Here is a 14,867-nt window from a genome sequence, read left to right as displayed (position 1 = left end):
GGAGGCGGTTATGGCAACAAATGTATCTGGGCAAACCCCGTCGCCGCAAAAACAACAACCTCAGGGCTTTCAGGAAAGTTTAGATAAAATTTCGAGTCAAAACTTTTCGGAAGCGACCGAAGTTCGCGAATTCCCGAATGGCAAACTTGAGCTGCTCAAGTTTGGTGATCGAGTGATTGGCAGAGCCACTTTGCAACCGGGCTGGAAATGGTCCGAGTCGGTAAAATCCATCGCAGGCACCGAAAGCTGCGAAGCTCCGCACTTTCAATATCATGTGTCTGGCGTTCTCAAAATTAAAATGGACGACGGCACCGAAATCGAATGTAAAGCGGGAGATATTTCAAACGTCCCTCCGGGCCACGATGCTTGGGTCGTCGGCGATGAACCTGTCGTGATCGTAGACTTCCAAGGTATGGCGACTTACGCGCAAGAACCGCATAAGCATTAAGATTAAAACAACTCAGTCGAAAAAAGGCTGAGTTGTTTTTCAAGAACGTGGTTTAAAGAGCTTTTATTTTCCGGCTTCAAAGGCCGATTCGGCGAGATTGCTTTCTTGTTGGGCTTTAACATTGGCCCAAATTTTTTGAGAGGACGGACCAGGCAGCATTCTTTCTAGATCGCCCTGGCTTTGTGGGTAGAGTGAACTCCACTGATACAGAATCTCGCCCTTGATTCCGCCTAAAGATTTACGAATATCCGCATCGACTTTGTTGTCCTCGACGGCAGAATCGGCCACAACATCCTTTAGGACTTGCGCGGCCTCACTATTCGCTGATTTCTGCAAGCCTTCCAAAAGCAAATCCAAGGCTGCGTTTTGCATGGACTCTTGATCTGGTTTTGTCGCAGGAACTAAAAGCAGATCCTTCATGCTCGCGATCGCACGGTGGTTATTAAGCAGATCTTTGCGGAAATTGCGTTCTTCTGGAGTTAAGAAAACTTTCGTATGAATCTTTTTATACTCTTCAAGATCTTTTTTATATGGAAAATCCCGAAAGACGACATCGGCTTTGTCTAACAAAGCTTTGGTCTCGGCCACGGATTTTTTCCCTGCTTGAACTACCGGGGCCTTCACTGCTGGCGCCGCGGGTGACGGGGCTTTCGCTTCCATCACTTCCGTTTCGCCGACACCGGTTTCTTGCGTTGGTGCCTCTTCCACTTTTTCAGACTGAGAGGAAGTCATGACCAGCATGACTCCCCCAACAATAACTATCATTCCTAATACAAGACCGAGTTTCACCTTTGTCGTCATCTTAGAAAGCTCCGCGTGTCAGAGTTTTTCTAAAGAGTGAACGATTCAGATCTTTCGCGCCCGCATTTTGGAAGTATGCGGAACCGTTCAAGTAGCCGTTAAGGACGATGATGTTGTGATGAATCGCATTGGATTTCACATACACGTTGTAAACCTTACCGAAGTACTTGATAGGAGTGATCGACACAATCGGATCCAAGATGCCGCCGACTTGGACAAGATCATCACCTACTTTGAACTCTTGCGAAAGTCTCATAAATCCGTTCGAAGCCACGAGAGGATGGTTTGGAGTCACTCGCAACTCACGACCCGACTTCATTTTGAAAACAAGGATGTCATGTTCACTGTCGATAAGCTCTGTCACCCATTGATCCACTCTCGTTTTCTGAACGTCTTTGCTGCCCATTGATTGAGCGCTTTGTAGTGACGCCACGAACATATAGTTCTTCGTCAAAGCCTCAACAAACGGAACGTATTGCAACTTACCTGAGCCCTCTGCCTGAGCAAGTATTTGCTGTTCAGGTGTCGCGCATGAAGACACACACACTGTCGCTACGTAAACCGTGCTTGGCATTTCACAAGGAGCGCTTTTCTTCTTAGGCGCAATCCAAGGTTTTTCTGGCACCGTCGCGCGGTTCATGAAGCTTGGATACAAGTGCTGACCTTTGGAATCCAAAGCGTAAGACGTGTTGCCTTTTTTCTTCTGAACATCTTCGAAGTACACTAGGAATTCTTTGATGATTGGCAATTGATCCTGACACTTCACCATCCATTCATAGCGGCCTTGCGCTTCAGAGTTGCTCAAGCTGTCGTGTGAACATCTGTGTGCCACGTAGTCACGGCAGTAACTTTCAGAGACCCAAGCACCGTAGATCACGTTTTGTCCCTCGAGTTGCACTTGGTGATCAATACATGCATAAGTTTTCACTGTCGTTACTTCGCGTTTGTTCACAACCACACCGATTTGGTTGGCAGGGCATGTTTGCGAGCTGTTTGCTTCTTCGATCGCAACAGAGGACTCTTGGCGGCGAACCGCTTCTGGATTTCCGTCACAAAGGCGTTCTTCGATTGGATATGCAAGTCCCGCACAACGAGCGGCATCGACTTGCGTCCCTTTATCGTCCACGCAAACGAAGATACGTGATTGTTTGCCTCCGCAGTCTGCAGAACAAGCTGTGAAGTTATCTGTCGGAGCATATTTATAAGTAGGACATACACCTGGAGTTTTGATATTTCCTTGGTGAGTGTTTGAGGTCACAATCTGGCCTTCAACACAGGCTTGATCAGACACTTGCTCAAAGATATCAAAGATACCAGTTTCACCGTAAGCACAAGTTTTCGCGATGCTGATTTCACCAGTCACGACGTTTGTTTTCACCGTTCCATGAGAACCGAAGTCACCACAACCATTATGACAAGATCTTTGATTGTAAGACTCAGATCCCGAAAGGACACCGTTCGTACATACGCGTGTTTGGCTTACTGTCGCACAACTTCCCGCAGGAGTTTGCGTTGAATAAAGGACATGCGAAGTTCCATTAGGCACGATCGTTCCATCAGGCAAACGGCAAGATTGGCCTTCACAAGTTCCTTCATGAGTCGTTTCTTTTGTTCGAGAAACTTCAACCCATTTCAACGTTTCGCCTACAAGCTTACATTCTTCTTTAATAAGATCGCGGTAAGACATCTCTTTCGTTCCGTCGATACCGCAAGACGCTGTCTCAGAGTAAATTTCACCATGAGATTCACGAGTCTGACCCGCAACTGAACACGCAAGAGGTTCAGGTGTCGGTGTTGGCGTGGGCTCTGGTTCTGGCTCCGTTGTTTTTTCAGTTACAAGAACTGAATGTTCCAACGTGAAAAGAGCTTTGTCTGAAGAGTACAACACAGCCTCAACCGCGTATGTCCCCTTCGCACCATAAGTGTGTTGGATGGATTGGCCTGAAGCCGTGCCACCGTCACCCATCGTCCATTTAATCGAAGTCACTTTATCAGCCAAACACTGTGGCATATAAATAGACAATGCGATCGGAGAATCCACCTTCGCTTCAGAAGGACCCGAGATCGCTGCCGCCATCGTACAATTTTCCACAGGTGCTTCTGTGATTTCAATTGTGTGAGTCAAAACTTTTTCGTTACCGTAGTCACCGGCAATTTCAACTTTCACCTGATATGTTCCCACAGCGGTAAACGTGTGTTGCACCGGCTGCAGCGTCGTCTCAGTTGGAGATCCGTCTCCAAAGTTCCAAATGGCTCTATATAAGGTGACGTGGCTTGGAACAGCCAATTGTAAAGAGACAGGTTCGTTGACCACGCCCACTTGCGGACCTGATACAACAACCTCATCCGATACGACTGTTGTCATCATAGCAACTTCTTGAGAAGAAGAGGCTCCGTCCTCAATCTTCGCTGTTACTATATATGTTCCAGCTTTATTAAATGTGGAGTTCACGCTGGTTGCAGTATAAGTGCTGCCACCAACTGTTTTCCATACGACCTGTTGATTTCCATCACAGCTTAAAGACTTATTAAGTCTGTATGAGACGGATTCACCAGCCTGACTGACAGAGTTTCCTTGAATACTCAAGCCCTCCGTCCCTACTTTTTCAGAACCGGGCGTGCAGCTCAGAGCTGAATTACCACTCGTCAATTCGAGCTCCCCGCCTGCTTCCGGCGATTTCGAACAACCCGCCGTCAGCGCGCACAATCCTAATGCTACTAAGAGAATCTTTTTATTCATACAAGACTCCTGATGGTTTGCTTGACCTTTATGTTACAAGAAGCTTTTGGAGTTTCTATAAATTCGCGCATGTTGGCTCATCATGACCTGCACGTCTCTCTAAGTTTTTGACGCTTTTTACAACTTTCAAAAAAGGTCTATTTTAGTGTCGATTGTTTATTCATGGGATTCTGAAACTTCCTAAAGTGGCCTAAAACCTGCTAGATGCCTTTAAATCGCTCCTATTATCCAATAGGCTGAATAATCTTTTCATTTTATACGGACTAATCAAGGCCCGCGAACGGGAGTATAGTCTCTCTATAGATGAAAGGACTGAGTATGAAAAAGCTATTATTCTCTCAACAAAGTAATGATCGTCACTGGGTTGGCGACGGTTTTCCAGTCCGCTCGATCTTTACTTACAACGATATCGCTCGCGAAATGTCCCCATTTCTTCTTATGGACTATGCGGGACCTGCGGTGTTTCCTCCGACTGAACACCGCCGTGGTGTGGGTGAGCATCCCCATCGCGGTTTTGAAACCGTGACGATTGTTTATGAAGGTGAAGTGGAACATCGCGATTCCTCCGGTGGCGGCGGTCTGATCACTCCGGGCGACGTGCAATGGATGACAGCGGCTTCGGGCCTTGTGCATGAAGAATTTCATGGAACCGCGTTTGCGAAAAAAGGCGGTCCCTTTGAGATGATTCAACTTTGGGTCAACTTGCCTAAGAAAGATAAAATGGCAAAACCTAAGTACCAAGGCATTCGTAACGCGCAAATCCCGAAAGTAGAACTGGCGGATTCTTCTGGATACTTAAGAGTCATTGCCGGCGAATACCAAGGAGCCCAAGGTCCTGCGAGCACCTTCACTCCGATGAACTTGTGGGACGTGCGTCTTAATGCAGGTCACAAGTTCGAGTTCACTCCTCCACGCGGTCATACGGCTGCCGTGTTTGTCTTGAGTGGAAAAGTGACTTTAGGAAGCGGTGAAACTTTGAGCGAAGCGGAACTTGGCGTTTTTGATCGCGATGGCGACAGCATTGTTATGTCGGCAACGACCGATACAAAATTGCTTTTCCTCGGCGGAGAACCTATCAACGAAAGAATCGTCGGTTACGGTCCCTTCGTGATGAATTCTGAAGAGGAAATTCGCCAAGCCTTTGTCGACTTTCAACAAGGCAAAATGGGTCAGATTGGATCCATCGAAGGATCACAGTAAACCCTTAAGGGAGGAGTTCGCAAGGACTCCTCCTTTTTTTGCCTTGGCGTCTTTTTAAATTGAAAACTCTTTGTACGAAGAAGGGTGAAGAATCTTAATAACCTCTTCATCTGTCACCTGCGGAAACTCCACGAAATACTGACTGACAGCATAGAACGAGTCAGACTCTACCAACGACACCAGCTTATCCACCTGCGGGCGAATCTTATCCGCCGTATCGTGAGCAATGGCGGCTGTGACAACCACGACCTCTTTAGGGTGCTGTGATTTCACTTCTTCAATAGCGCCAAGAACGGTGGCACCAGTCGCAATTCCGTCATCCACGATCATAACGATACGATCGCGATAAGAAATATCTTTAAGATGAAACTGAGCTTGGCGTCTTTTGAGCACCGCGAGCTCTTCAGCCGCGGCCCGTTCGACATAACTTTCAGGAATGCCATACACGGTGATCAAGCCTTTGTTGCGAAAAATTTTTCCGCTTAAACCGATCGAGCCGATAGCCAATTCCGCATAACCGGGAGCGGGAATTTTATGCACGAGCACGGCGCTGAGTTCGCCGTGCAAGCCCTCCGCAATCGTTTTTGCCATAGGCACGGCGCCTCGGGGAATCCCCAGAACCAGAACGTTCTTGTCTTTATAGGCGCCTAATTTTTTTAAGAGCAAACGAGCTGCTTCATCACGATTTTGAAACATCACAAATCACTTTCTTAATGGAAGACGACGGGAGGCTCTTCCTCATTTTCATAACGATCTTGAATTCTTTCTTGTTCTGCGGTCATGAGGACACCTACTTTGTGTTGGCCCACCATCTTCCAGCCGTAGAATCCGGCGAACATAAGGGTGATACAACCGCAGGCGGTCAAGACGACACTCATGCCAACGCCGGTAATGCCCGTTTCCCATTGGCCCGAGATCATAATCGCATTCGTAGCGAAAATGCCCAGAGTGATGAGATTTAGAGTCATATGAATCATTCCGTCTTTCTTCGCCAAAGTGTCGCGGGGAATCCCGAAGGCCCAATCAATAAACCCGGGAATCGCTGCCACTAAAGCCGTGACTACGCCGGCAAAATTGCAGAAATAAGCAAGCTTAAACCAGAAGATGTCGTTGCTCGCCGTTTGGTACACTAAGAAAGCCACAAATGTCGTAAGGTAAAAAGTGATTGGGAACGCGACAAACATAGGATGAATAGGATGACGGCCGATCTTGGCTTTGCTGTACATAAAGGACTCCTTCCATTATTTTTTCTCGATGCCAAAATTTTAAGAGCCCCCCGTCCCCTCAGCAATTTGTAATTTGTAGGTTTTCTCTCGGCAGAGTATGAAAGCTTTCACGAGGAGCTCTCTACATGTCTATTTTGGAAGAACTTCTGTCTCCTCTGACATTGTCAGAGTTCCAAACTCACTACTTCCAAAGAGAAGCGTTTGCAGCGCCCTTTAAGGCGTCGTTTTTGAAAAACACGGTCTCGTGGTCTTTGTTGAAAGAAATCTTTTTATCCCGACACAGAAATTGTTGGTTGCCAAAAGCAGGATGTCTGCCAGACGAGCCTCACCTTAATACCGGCTTGCTCAATTACGAACAAGCCCGTCAAGGTTTTGTCGAAGGACGCACGGTTCTTGTTCGACATGCCGAGGAAGCACATCCTTTAATGACTCTGATTGGAACGGATTTCAAAAGACTCTTTAACAAACCAATCGATATCCAGCTTTATTGTACGCCGGCGCAGCAGCAAGGTTTTGATTGGCATTATGACATCGAAGACGTTTTTGTCATTCAAAGTGCCGGGGAAAAAGAATTTCATCTGCGCAGAAATACGGTCTCTGAAAAACCTTATGACTTAAAAAAGCAGAATGCCGATTTTATGAAAGAGCCGCGCTCTCAAGAAATACGCTGCTGGCTTAAAGCCGGCGACTGGCTTTACATCCCCGCAGGCTATTGGCATAAAGCCCATGCGATTACGGATTCGTATCATCTTTCGGTCGGCGTCTTGACGACGGCGCCGTTGCCTCACTAAATACCGAATTGGAATTTTTCAAAGCGATGCAGTTCTTCTTCCACTTTGCGTTTAGCAGAAGCCGTTTTTTCTTTTTTTAGCCATGTCCATTTTTGAATCAAGAGTTCTTGCTCTTCACGATCGGCCTTCAAGTCCATCACCGCCACAATGCGATCATCGATCAGAACCGGCAAAGCGAAATAACCGAACACTCTTTTTTCTTTCGGAAGATACGCTTCAAAACGGTGATCGTAATCGAACAAAGCGCTAAGACGTTTTCTCTGAATAACCAAAGGATCAAAAGGAGAAAGAATATGAGTCATTTCATCCCGCGGTTGAAGATCCTCTTGCAAAGCTTCGGGAGTCGCCCAAAAAAAGATTTTCTCAAGCCCCGCTACTTCCACGGGCAATAACAAACCTTTTTTTACTTTTTCGTCGATGACTTTTTTCACGACAGGTTTACGGCTGGGGTAAAGATGACAAATGGAATCCAAAGTCACAAGCCCTTGCGCGCGCAAAGAGCGATTTAACAAATACTCCGTACATTGCTTTTCAGAAGCGGCCTTGGGAAAACGATCCCAGCCAAAGTGACGCTCGGTCAGTTCGTACTTTTTCAACATCCCCACGCGCTCGCTGATCGTCAGCTTGCCAGAGTAAAAGCCCAACTGCAGTGCTCGTTTCGAAGGTTTTTTGCTGGCCCAAGCGTGAGTCTTTTCAACTAAGACGTCGTCCTCAATATCCCGGATAGATAACGCCCCGTCTTTTTTAATCATCCGCAACACTTTGCTGTAATCCGATTTCGTCACCGATTGAAACCACCGCGACGGAGTCTTTTGCATGCGCTTCATCTCGTTCACAAAAAAGGGAAAGTCTTTCGTCGGAATGTACGACAAAGCGTGAGTCCAATATTCAAAAACGGATTTGTTTTTAGATTGGGCCGCAAAAAGATCTTTGCGTGTATAAGCGGGAATCCGCGTAAAAAGAATGTGATGATGGCAGCGTTCGATCACATGGATGGTGTCGATCTGAACGTAACCCAAGTGTTCAACGGCTGCCTCCGTGGCAGAGACCCCTTTCCCAAAAGGCGTCTTTTCGTCCAAACGCTGCGCTCGCAACCACATACGGCGCGCCTGAGCCTTTGAAATTTTCATGAGGGCTTCATTCTTTCAGAGGTGACTTGCGCAGGAATAGCTGTGCCATGCCAGATCTGCGTTTGATAACGGCCTTTCAAAACTTTTTCCGACGTGATGTCGACATCGATTAAGGCATTAAAACGGCCTTTGACGGCAAAGAATGCAAGACGCAGCAAAGTCTCTTCACGGTCGGCGCATCCTTTCACCTTAAAAGGTGTCTCGTTTCTTTTGAAGTTGCGTGTTTCTTTCGACTGAGTTTTAAAAAACACGATGATGTTCTTGGCGTCTTCCAACGCTTGATTATAACTTTCCAGTTCCGGCGCCACCTTGGCGTCAAAACAAGGACCGCAATAAGTTGAATGAGAAAGGTCCTCAGGGATTTTTGCCAAAAAAGAAAAGCTGCCCTCTTCTAAAAACTGGGCGCAGTTCTTACAAACGGCACTTTGACAACATCCGCATTGAAGCGTGGCTTTAGGCTTTTGGCAAACTGAACAACTTTCCATAGATCCCCACCCTATCACAGGTCGGTAAAAAATAGAATGAAACTGGCTTTTTTATTTTGAAAAGGCTAAAAAGAGCCATGTCGTCCATAAACCCGCACTACACCTTTCAATACTCGCAACCCGAAGAGTATCGCTTTTCCCATGATTCGGTGTTTTTGGCCCGAAGAGTGTTTGAATTCGTTAAGGATGACGATTGGGATCAGGCACGCGGCTTAGACCTTTGTTCCGGCTGCGGTATCATCGGTCTTGATTTTTTGTTTCACCTGCAAAATGAAACCGGGAAATCTTTGGCCGCTTTCGATTTTTTGGAAGTGCAGTCTCTTTATCACGACCATTTTACAAAAAATCTGTGTGAACTTGGCGAAACTAAAACGGCTTGTCATTTTATTAACGACAATTATCAAGTTCTCAGCACCGAGCCTTTCAAAGAACGTTACGACATCGTTTTATCAAACCCACCGTATTTCCAAGTGGGTCAGGGAAAACTCTCTCCGTCCGAATTTAAAAATCGTTGCCGCTTTTTTATCGACTCGGATTTTCGCTCGTTGATTTTGGGAATTGAAAACAGTTTGGCGCCGCAAGGACGGGCTTTCGTTCTTTTGCGAAGTTTAGCGGATCATGGAATGAGTTACCTCAAAGAGGCGGAAAGACTTGTCTCGAAAAGGGTTTCCATCCAGAGTCTGGGCGACATTCGTGGCACGGATTTAGTTCTTTTTAAAAAAGACTAAGGGTTCTTCTTAGTCTCTTCTGCCGGGCTCTCGTCATCGGTGTCTTTTTCGCCCAGCGCTTCGCGATTTTCTTTCTTTTTATTCGCGAACATCCCTAGGGTCTCTTTGCGAAGAGCCGCGATTTTTTGACAGGTTTCATGCAACGAAGACTTATGGCAAGAAACGTAAAGTTTACGGCGCAAGATATTCCAGGACTGATACCACTCCGCCGCTTCTTCCAGCGTATGCTTGTCGGTCCCTTCAAGCGAAGGCACCTTCGGAAGAGCCTTAGTTAAAGCCTCCAGATAAAACGTTTTTTGTTCCGGACGAAGATCTTTGAACTCGTCGTAAGACGACATCCAAAATGGCGGCTCCGCCATATCGATTTTATCTTCACCGACTTGCAGAACTTCCGCCGAGGCAAAAGAAGCCGTGCCCATCATCAAAAATGCCAGAAGCCCCAGAAGAAGTAATTTCAATGAACCCATTAGCGTACTCCTCCAACAGCGGCTACCATCACTTCGATCGCGGAAGTGCTGATATTTCGAGTCGCATTTTCAATAGCTGCCAATGATGACTCGTAATTTGGAGTTTCACGACGGATCACAGAGTATTGTTTGTGAAGAGAACACTCGCCCGTATCCACCATGCGCACGTCTTTAGCGCCTCTTAAGCCGAACGGATTGTTCCAGTTGTCGATAGCATAAGAGCCCGTGAAGAAGTCAAAGCGACCTTTGCCCTTAATAGCCCCACCCGTGTCGTGCACGATGAGATAACCTGGATGCACCATGTGTTTTCCGTTTGGCAAAGTAAAGATTTTACCTCTTAATGAAGGCATTTCAATAATGTCGCCCATTTGATAGTGGTCGGCGTCGGCAGCAACGGAAATAAATGGAATCAAACAATTTCCACTCGCACCGAAAGCCGTGTCACAGCTTCCTAGTGAAATGGTCTTTCCCGTATAAGTGAGAAGCTTATTGCCAGGCAAAGTTCCAGAGCCCTGCATCTTCACTTCTTTTTTGAACTTCTTGCAAGGAGTGGAACCTTTGCAATAGTCCTTAATATGCGGGATGAAGTACATGGATGTTGTCGCAATTCCGTCAGAGCAGCGAGATTCTGCAACCTCGGCCGCCATCATCATTGAACAGAACATCATGATTTTAAGCTGTGTTTGTTTTGTCATGCTTTTAAGACAAAGCAAAACTAAGACCGCCTCTAGTGCCGATTATTGTTAGCTGGTTGTCAGCTTCTTTTACAACCTGCTGTCAGCATCGACACTTTCTCAAAATGAAAATTCTCACTCTGAAACGCGACGTTTAGAACCAAGCTTCGAACTGATAACCAAACGACGTCCCGTCATTTTGATTTCTGAAAGCCGGCGCCTGCGTCGCGATGGCATCTTTGTTGTTGTTGTTCCAAAAAGACTGCGACAAGAAGGCTCTTAGAACCGGACGTCCCCAAATAGATTTACGAATTGAAAGCTGCGGAGCAATCGTCACACGCGCCAATTCTCTGGCACCCACTCTCTCGGCGCCGGAAAATTCGTTGTCGTTTTTGTAGCGGGAATAACCGGCTTCAAAAACCCACTGGAAACGATCCGACACGAAGTAAATAGGTCGAATGCCGATTTCTTGAAATTCACGATGATTGTTGCTGTCGTCTTCCGTGCCGTTATCGCCTATCTCTGCGGCCACACCTAACATCACAGCCCAGCGATCAGAAACATCTTGATGCCAGTCTTCAACGATACGCAAAGTCCACGCTTTATTTTGACTGTCGTCATTGGCAGGCAGGGCGCTCTTCGCATAGATATTAAAATCCTTCATCGTTCCTTTGCCGTAAAGAAGTGCAAAGTTATTCTGTCCGCCCCACCACAATCCCTGTAAGCGTGAAGCGATGGAGTAACCGTTTGTTGAGCGATAAGAAGTCATCCCATCGTTGCTTTCCGGAGCCCACGCATACACGGCCCAGAAATTCAGATTGTGGTCTTCTGTCACTGGAATCGTCGTCCAACGCAAGTCCACAGCTTGCAAAACAGGCAGACCCACAGACGTTGAAAGATCGTCGTTGGCCTGCACCAAGTGCGCGACAGCGAAACGACCTTCGCCCAACGGAATGTTTTCAATCCCTGCGCCCACACCGCTCATATCGGCATAGTAGTACCAGTCAAAAATATAAAGATCGACATCACGGTAAAAGCGTTTCCCGATCCACAAGTCTCCAGGAATTTCCGTGAATCCACCCGCTTTAACGAAGGCTTCAATCTGGCTCATGTCGCGGTTTGCCGCAGGTTCCCACTGGCGCGTGCCTTTGGAGTTGAAGACGAGGCGCATCTGAGTTTTGAAATAGACAGAATCTGTCGGTTCCGGTTTCTTGTGATGAAAGATCAGGGCCAACTCTGAATAGAATCCGCACTCATTACCTAAACGCAGGAAATTCCCAGGGATTCCCGTATTAAAAAAACAATCTTGTTTGCCGCCTTCGAGATTTATTCCCGTGCCCCCGCGAAGGTAGCCTGTAAATTCAGCATCCAATGCCGACGCAAAATTTCCCGAGAAAACTAGCATTAAGAACAACGTAATACTTTTCACCTTCGCCCCTTGAAAAAGACGAGGGATACCCATAAAGTCGGCGCCTGACCATACATTACGCGTAGAGACTGACATTTCCTTGAGGGGGGTTTTTGAAAAAAAGCTACTGGGTGTTGCCATTCTTATTGTTGCTCCATTGCTCCAGCGCGATGGCAGGTTTGGCGCGTGCGCAGTGGTTGAACTCCTCGACAATTCGTCTGCAATTGCCTCCAGGTCTTTATGTCAATTCCTCGACAACGCAGTTTTCTTTAGTCGACAGCGTTCAAACCTTGCGCGCTGGAACTTCGATTTCTTTACCGCTGATTCGCGCGCAAGGTGCCTTTGCCGAATTGAGTGCCGCGCACATTCCTCTTGCGACAATAGATCAGCTGATTCGTCTGCCGTTGAAAGTTGTGATTACGAACAACAATAAACAAATCCTCGACATGACGGCGATTCAATATGCGGGTCTGCTCGATGAAAACTATTTTTACGCCGGCGACGATCTGGGCGGACACTGCTCTGCTGTCAATTGCCGTCTAAAACTTTGGGCACCGACCGCGCAAAACGTACGCGTCTTGATCGGCACTGAATCCCTCCCGATGATTCGCGAGAACAAAGGTGTTTGGTCGTTGCAGCTACCGCGCTCGTACGCTCTTGCCTACTATCAGTATGAAGTGCAGGTGTATCAACCACTTAAAGATCAGGTCGAGACGTCCATAACGACAGACCCGTACAGCTTCAGTCTTTCTTTGGGCGGCACTCATTCGCAGCTTGTGGATTTGGACTCAGCGGAAACAACACCGGCACATTGGAAAAACTTTGTAAAACCGCCTTTGAACTCGCTGAAGGATTCTGTGATCTATGAATTGCACGTGCGAGACTTCAGCGCTGACGACCAAAGTGTTCCCGTCTTTCTGCGCGGAACTTATCTGGCTTTTTCAGAGGAAAACTCCGACGGAGTTCACTACCTGCGCTCCTTGGCCAAAGCGGGTCTGACGCATTTACATCTATTGCCTTTCAATGACTTTGGCAGCGTGAACGAAGACAAATCACAGTGGAATCAATACCAACATCACCCAGGAGATTTGCAAGAACCGCAAAGCGAGATCGGCCTTATTCGCGCCTCCGACCCTTTCAACTGGGGTTATGATCCCGTTCATTATTTCGCTCCTGAAGGCAGCTATGCCGTGCAAGGACAAGGAGCCAACCGCATCCGCGAAGTGCGCTCAATGATTCAAGCGATCAACGAGCTGGGTCTGCGCGTGGTCCAAGACGTTGTTTTCAATCACACCTACCAAAGCGGTGCAGAGCCGTTCTCGGTTTTTGATAAGATCGTGCCGCTTTATTATTATCGTGTGGACGACGCGGGCGTGGTTCACAAATCTTCGTGCTGCAACGACACCGCGAGCGAACATCGCATGATGGAAAAACTCATGATCGACAGCGTGGTGTTTTGGGCTAAGACATACAAGCTCGATGGCTTCCGCTTTGATCTGATGTCATTTCATTCTCGCGCAACCATGGAAAAGCTGCGCGACACAGTTCGCTCTTTGACTTTGCAACGGGACGGCGTCGATGGCGAAAAGATTCTTTTCTACGGAGAAGGCTGGAGCTTCGGGTCTTTCTATGACCGTTTCCCTCGTGAAGCGATGACGGTTGAAAATTCGGCGGGAAGCGGTTTTGGATTTTTCAACGATCGTCTGCGTGATGCCGTTCGCGGCGGAACGACGAATTCCGCTGAAAAATCGGATCAAGGTTTTGCAACGGGGCTTTATTTCGATTTCAATCATGAGCCTGCCAATCGCAACACACCGACAGACTTACAAGCGCAACGCGGAAAACTTTTGCACTTAGGCGATGTGATTAAAGTCGGCCTTGCGGGTAATCTGCAAGACTATAGTTTCCGTGAACATCTTGGCACAACCATTCGCTCGGGCGATTTACGCTTCCGTGGCACTCCCGTGGCCTTTGCTCACGATACGATTGAAACCGTCAACTATGTGGTCGCGCACGACGGTTACAGTTTGTGGGATGCCATCCAAGCTAAGGCCCCTTTCCACACTCCTTACAGAAGCCCTGCCACCGCAACAGCGGAAGACCGCCAGCGCATGCACCAATTGGCACTCGCGATTCCTCTTCTGGGTCAGGGCATTCCGTTTTTTGAAGGCGGCACCGAGTTGCTGCGCTCAAAAAATGGCGATCAAGACAGTTACGACTCAGGAGATTTCTTTAATCGCCTGGATTGGACATTGCGCTCGAACCATTGGGGCGAAGGTCTTCCCCCGGCGTGGAAAAATCTGAACGATTGGTCTTTCTGGCAACCGCGCCTGCAAGAGCCTGCACTTAAGCCTTCATCAGCTTTACTGGCGCAAACAAGTCGTTATTTCAAAGCGCTGCTGCGTTTACGCCAAAGCTCGGATCTTTTCAAGCTGCGTACAGCTTCGGAAGTTCAGGCGCATTTGAAGTTTATTGATAACGATCAACAAGCCGAGCCGGGTTTGATTGCCATGTCCCTGCGCAATCACCAAGAGTCTTTATTGATATTCCTCAATGCTTCTCGTGAAGCTCGAGTGTTTCAACATCATTTACTTAAATTCCCTTGGCATGTGCATCCGCTCCTGGATTCACAAGTGGATCCGGTTCTAAGCCAAGTGGTTTTAAATCCTCATCAAGAGTCCGTACAAATTCCCGGGCGTACAACTCTTGTCTTGCGACTCAATCCCGCTGAAAGAACGCACTGATGTTTTTGCGACTGGTATTTTTTCT

The 14,867-nt window shown here is 47.5% G+C and carries 14 protein-coding genes; 5 read left to right on the top strand and 9 right to left on the bottom strand.

Annotated features, from left to right (window positions below):
• Positions 1 to 10 precede the first annotated feature (10 nt).
• A complete protein-coding gene (locus QJS83_RS05510) occupies positions 11 to 448 on the top strand; it encodes a cupin domain-containing protein (RefSeq protein WP_284608136.1) in 438 nt (145 codons plus the stop codon).
• A gap of 63 nt (positions 449 to 511) precedes the next feature.
• On the opposite strand, the gene QJS83_RS05505 is transcribed toward QJS83_RS05510, so the two are convergent.
• Both QJS83_RS05505 and QJS83_RS05500 read right to left on the bottom strand, forming a co-directional pair.
• Positions 512 to 1,249, bottom strand: a complete 738-nt coding sequence (locus QJS83_RS05505) for a hypothetical protein (RefSeq protein WP_284608135.1) — start codon at positions 1,247 to 1,249, stop codon at positions 512 to 514.
• Between the two features lies 1 nt (position 1,250).
• Positions 1,251 to 3,989, bottom strand: coding sequence for a PKD domain-containing protein (locus QJS83_RS05500; RefSeq protein WP_284608134.1), 2,739 nt, complete (start codon positions 3,987 to 3,989; stop codon positions 1,251 to 1,253).
• A 318-nt stretch (positions 3,990 to 4,307) separates the two neighbouring features.
• Between QJS83_RS05500 and QJS83_RS05495 the strand changes: the two genes are divergently transcribed.
• Complete coding sequence (locus QJS83_RS05495; RefSeq protein ID WP_284608133.1) at positions 4,308 to 5,189, top strand: pirin family protein; 882 nt, start codon at positions 4,308 to 4,310, stop codon at positions 5,187 to 5,189.
• Positions 5,190 to 5,243: 54 nt separating this feature from the next.
• Here QJS83_RS05495 and QJS83_RS05490 read toward each other — a convergent pair whose 3' ends face one another.
• Both QJS83_RS05490 and QJS83_RS05485 read right to left on the bottom strand, forming a co-directional pair.
• Positions 5,244 to 5,885: a phosphoribosyltransferase gene (locus QJS83_RS05490; RefSeq protein ID WP_284608132.1), complete on the bottom strand. Its 642-nt coding sequence runs from the start codon at positions 5,883 to 5,885 to the stop codon at positions 5,244 to 5,246.
• Between the two features lie 14 nt (positions 5,886 to 5,899).
• Positions 5,900 to 6,415 (bottom strand): DUF2231 domain-containing protein, encoded by a 516-nt coding sequence (locus tag QJS83_RS05485; protein WP_284608131.1) that lies wholly within the window; start codon positions 6,413 to 6,415, stop codon positions 5,900 to 5,902.
• Between the two features lie 125 nt (positions 6,416 to 6,540).
• Between QJS83_RS05485 and QJS83_RS05480 the strand changes: the two genes are divergently transcribed.
• Positions 6,541 to 7,206, top strand: coding sequence for a JmjC domain-containing protein (locus tag QJS83_RS05480; RefSeq protein WP_284608130.1), 666 nt, complete (start codon positions 6,541 to 6,543; stop codon positions 7,204 to 7,206).
• Here the strand turns inward: QJS83_RS05480 and QJS83_RS05475 are convergent.
• Complete coding sequence (locus QJS83_RS05475; protein ID WP_284608129.1) at positions 7,203 to 8,336, bottom strand: winged helix-turn-helix domain-containing protein; 1,134 nt, start codon at positions 8,334 to 8,336, stop codon at positions 7,203 to 7,205. The genes QJS83_RS05480 and QJS83_RS05475 overlap by 4 nt on opposite strands.
• Positions 8,333 to 8,707: a hypothetical protein gene (locus tag QJS83_RS05470; protein WP_284608128.1), complete on the bottom strand. Its 375-nt coding sequence runs from the start codon at positions 8,705 to 8,707 to the stop codon at positions 8,333 to 8,335. The genes QJS83_RS05475 and QJS83_RS05470 overlap by 4 nt, the downstream gene beginning before the upstream one ends.
• Before the next feature lie 191 nt (positions 8,708 to 8,898).
• Between QJS83_RS05470 and QJS83_RS05465 the strand changes: the two genes are divergently transcribed.
• Positions 8,899 to 9,549: a methyltransferase gene (locus tag QJS83_RS05465; RefSeq protein ID WP_284608127.1), complete on the top strand. Its 651-nt coding sequence runs from the start codon at positions 8,899 to 8,901 to the stop codon at positions 9,547 to 9,549.
• Here the strand turns inward: QJS83_RS05465 and QJS83_RS05460 are convergent.
• The 3 genes from QJS83_RS05460 to QJS83_RS05450 all read right to left on the bottom strand — a co-directional run bounded on the left by QJS83_RS05460 (position 9,546) and on the right by QJS83_RS05450 (position 12,119).
• Complete coding sequence (locus QJS83_RS05460) at positions 9,546 to 10,016, bottom strand: hypothetical protein (RefSeq protein ID WP_284608126.1); 471 nt, start codon at positions 10,014 to 10,016, stop codon at positions 9,546 to 9,548. The two genes, QJS83_RS05465 and QJS83_RS05460, sit on opposite strands and share 4 nt — an antisense overlap.
• On the bottom strand, positions 10,016 to 10,711 hold the full coding sequence (locus tag QJS83_RS05455) for a 3D domain-containing protein (protein WP_284608124.1): 696 nt from the start codon (positions 10,709 to 10,711) through the stop codon (positions 10,016 to 10,018). The genes QJS83_RS05460 and QJS83_RS05455 overlap by 1 nt, the downstream gene beginning before the upstream one ends.
• 133 nt (positions 10,712 to 10,844) lie before the next feature.
• Positions 10,845 to 12,119: a carbohydrate porin gene (locus QJS83_RS05450; protein ID WP_284608123.1), complete on the bottom strand. Its 1,275-nt coding sequence runs from the start codon at positions 12,117 to 12,119 to the stop codon at positions 10,845 to 10,847.
• A gap of 92 nt (positions 12,120 to 12,211) precedes the next feature.
• Between QJS83_RS05450 and QJS83_RS05445 the strand changes: the two genes are divergently transcribed.
• Positions 12,212 to 14,842, top strand: a complete 2,631-nt coding sequence (locus tag QJS83_RS05445; protein ID WP_284608122.1) for an alpha-1,6-glucosidase domain-containing protein — start codon at positions 12,212 to 12,214, stop codon at positions 14,840 to 14,842.
• Positions 14,843 to 14,867: the final 25 nt, after the last annotated feature.

This window comes from Bdellovibrio sp. 22V (assembly GCF_030169785.1).
In the GTDB taxonomy this organism is placed as follows: Bacteria; Bdellovibrionota; Bdellovibrionia; order Bdellovibrionales; family Bdellovibrionaceae; genus Bdellovibrio.
The sequence above is the reverse complement of the archived record's forward strand: the minus strand, read 5'-3'. Positions and strand labels throughout refer to the sequence as shown.